This is a genomic window from Arthrobacter parietis, assembly GCF_039530425.1.
GTDB classification, from domain to species: domain Bacteria; phylum Actinomycetota; class Actinomycetes; order Actinomycetales; family Micrococcaceae; genus Arthrobacter_D; species Arthrobacter_D parietis.
Genome location: NZ_BAAAON010000006.1, coordinates 1 through 3,629, shown reverse-complemented (window position 1 = coordinate 3,629; position 3,629 = coordinate 1). Strand labels below are relative to the sequence as shown.

At 59.1% G+C, this 3,629-nt stretch carries 2 protein-coding genes; one reads left to right on the top strand and one right to left on the bottom strand.

The window, feature by feature from the left end:
* Positions 1–343 precede the first annotated feature (343 nt).
* Positions 344–1,669, bottom strand: a complete 1,326-nt coding sequence (locus ABFX19_RS14690) for a D-glucuronyl C5-epimerase family protein (RefSeq protein ID WP_346028756.1) — start codon at positions 1,667–1,669, stop codon at positions 344–346.
* 707 nt (positions 1,670–2,376) lie between these two features.
* Here ABFX19_RS14690 and ABFX19_RS14685 point away from each other — a divergent pair.
* On the top strand, positions 2,377–3,629 hold a 1,253-nt coding region (locus ABFX19_RS14685), incomplete at its 3' end, for a nucleotide sugar dehydrogenase (RefSeq protein ID WP_346028757.1).

The window sequence follows — 3,629 nt, the reverse complement described above, 5'->3', positions numbered from 1 at the left end:
GATCCCTGGCCGGCATGACGCCGAAACGCTACTGAGAAAACTGGACGCAAGAAAACCAATTAGCTATCGCATAGACGCTGGACTGCTAACGGGGGTCCAACCAGCTGGAGGCTGCCGAGGTACTGGAGGAGTAACGATATTGTCTATCTCTTGCGGAAATCGTCTCGGGGCGGTCGTTTTCGTCGGCTGGGCTGTTCCTCCACCGGTCGCACGGCAATGTATTAATCTTTTCCCATGAGCAGCCGCTGCACTAATCCGGTTTTATCTGCGGCATCTTCTGGGTACGAAAAAAGGCCACCCAACGAAGGTTGAGCGGCCTTTCTGTGTGCGGGTTGCGGCAACACTATTTGTGTTTCTTTGCGTCGAACCGATCGAGCATTAGACGTTCGTCCTGGTACTCGGCGATGTCTGCCCACTGCGTAGGGTACTGCTCCCACTTCTGGTGGTACTGGCGGAGGACTTCACTGCCGGTCTCAGCGACGATTTTCCCGAGAGTATCTATGTGGATGAAGTGGTACTGGTTGAACTGCCGACCAGTGATCTTCTTGCCGAAGTTCGTGGGATAGGCGATCAACTCTGCGTCACGCCAGGGGATCTCCACGTCGATGATGTTCCATCCTTTGTGCACTTCGACTGTTTGGAGATCCCTGTACGTTTTGGCTCGCGGTGCCCTAGCTAATGGGTCGTACGCCCCCTCGCCAATAGCCAGTTTGAGCCGGCCATCCTGGGTGGAGCGAATCCACATCGTGAGCCTGTTAGAGTCCGGCCATGAAAGCCTGCTCAGGGAAACCGCTATTGTGTGAGCTTCCCCGTATCGGATAGCAAGCGGCCCGCCGTGGAGCACCTTACCCGCAGGGTCGCCCTCCATATTCGCTGGGTAAGTCCCGCTCCCTGGGATGACAATCCTGCAGTCGAACACTTCCAGGTCGGAGTCTTCCGCTGAAAGTTTGAAGGTAGCTGGGCCGGTGAGCCTGTAGCGGGAGTTGGCCAGCTCGGGTACGTCGTATAGCGGCACGAGTTCCTCTAGCCCTCGCACGGACTTCTCGAACACTTCCCTGGCCTGCTCGTCATCGTTTCGCTTTGCGAAGTCCATTACGATGCATGTCGCGGTTGTCCACCCGTTGAGGGTGAGGTCCGGCATGGCCCCCGGGTATTCCTCGATGACGAGGCCTCCGTTGCGGGTCCAGCGTGCCACTCCGCCGTCCTTGATCGGGATAGTGAGGCTGGCGAGGACCGCATGCAGTGGCTCACTGAACCGCTCGGTTCCCGGCAGGGTCATGAGCTTGCTGAGAACCTCGATGTAGCGGGACTGTGTGAGCCCGCTGTAGAACACGCCCTTCTTGCTGGATACGTTCGTTTTTGCTTGGTCGTACATGAAGACTAGTCCGGCTTTGACGGCTGTCATCTGGCCAATGGCGGCGTCGGCGACTTTGCAGGCGGCTTCGAGGAAAACCGGATCCTTGGTTTTGCGGTACTGGGCCACGTAGTCGGAGATAACATATGGCCCATAGATGGGGTGCGCCTGGAGTTCACCATCGTGGCGTCGGCCAGGGTACCCGCTCGGTAAGAACTCGATCCGGTAATAGTCCCAGACGGCTTTACGTGACGCTTGGAGTGGGGGCAACCCAACTTCAAGTTCGTTCGTCATAAAATTCGTTTCGGCGCTCATCCGTCCCCCGGTCGGCGTGGATTCTCAGTGTTCCCACACTACCGGTTGTATTGCGAGGTGTTATCGTTTCGGCACTTGGCATCTAGCCTGACGGCGACCTGGATCTGGCGTTCACAGCAGCTGAGCCTGAAGCTCTACCAGTTGGGGCGAGGGTTCCGTGACGCCACAGGGACGTATGGGAGAAGGTCATCCATGACGACCTACCTCTCCCCGCTTGGTTCCGCAGCCAACTCCCTATTGGGGCTGGTCCTCGAAGGGAGTAGAGGCCTCCGGTGATGTCTTTGGACTATCCTCAGCGACCCCGACAGCAATCGCCGATAGATGAGTTAGGCGTCCGAGTCCGCCAAGCCGAGATTAGCGACGATTTTGGGCGTTCCGAGCATGTTGAGAACCTTCGCCGAGTTGGTGACTCCGCAAAGTCGTTACCCATGATGATGGTGTCGGTTTGCAGCCGTGGTGCCGTTTCAGCAATCCGCACGCCGTTGGTGTTCGCCCCGGCGCCATTGTTGGCTATGAGTGGCTTGAGGCCGCCGAGGTGCTGGGGTAGTAGAGACGGCCGGCAACGAGGCCAAGCGGGTCCCCTCAATACCAAATCGCACATGACTTCATCGATCCCTGACTAACGCGGGGATTCTGCGCCCGGAAGGATAGTGTTGGTGATCGAATGCTGGTTGAGCGTAAGCAACGTAGAAGAGGTCTCCTTCACCGTGAAAATTGCTGTCATTGCCCTTGGGAAGATCGGTCTGCCGTTGGCAGTCCAGTTCGCGTCGAAGGGCCACGAGGTCGTGGGCGTGGACGTCAATGCGCAGGTTGTAGAGTCGATCAATAACGCGGTTGAGCCGTTCCCGGGTGAAGCGCACCTGCAGGAGAAGCTGTCCGAGCTGGTGCCAGCGGGCAAGCTCAGGGCCACAACGGACTACGGGCATGCCGTTCCTGGCGCTGATGCCGTCGTTCTGGTGGTGCCCTTGTTTGTTGATGCCGATGCCAACCCTGACTTCGGCTGGATGGATGGGGCCACGGCCGAGCTGGCCAAGCATCTTACTCCGGGCACACTCGTCTCCTATGAGACAACCCTCCCGGTGGGTACCACCCGCACCCGATGGAAGCCGATGCTGGAGGAGGGCTCCGGTCTTGTCGAAGGCAAGGACTTCCATCTGGTGTTCTCACCGGAGCGTGTATTGACCGGACGTGTCTTCGAAGATCTCCGCAAATATCCCAAGCTTGTTGGTGGGCTTTCCGACGACGGCGCCAAAAAAGCCGTTGAATTTTACGAGGCAGTCCTCGATTTCGATGACCGTCCCGACCTTGTTCGCGGCAACGGCGTCTGGGACCTCGGGTCAGCCGAAGCGTCGGAGCTTGCCAAGCTCGCCGAGACGACGTATCGCGATGTGAATATCGGCCTGGCGAATCAGTTCGCCCGCTTCGCCGCGACCGCCGGAATAGACATCTATCAGGTCATCGAGGCATCCAATTCCCAGCCGTACAGCCACATCCACCAGCCGGGTATTGCGGTGGGGGGCCACTGCATTCCTGTCTATCCGCGTCTGTATCTGTGGAATGATCCTTCGGCAACGGTCGTGCGGGCCGCCCGGGAAGCCAATGCGGGGATGCCGGAGTACACGATTGGGCTGCTGGAAGGCGCCCATGGGGATCTGGGCGGTGCGACCGTCGTCGTGCTGGGCGCTGCCTACCGCGGTGAGGTCAAGGAAACGGCTTTCTCAGGTGTCTTCGCGACGGTGGAGGCGCTGAAGGAGCGCGGCGCGAGGGTACTGGTTCACGATCCGATGTATACCGATGAGGAGCTCTCCTCCCTTGGTTTTGATGCGTACCATGTCGGCGAGCCCGTGGACGCTGCCGTCGTGCAGGCGAACCACGCGGAGTACGCGAACCTGACGCCGTCGGATCTGCCCGGTGTAAAGACCTTCATCGACGGCCGCCGCGTGAGCAGCGCGGATAAGTG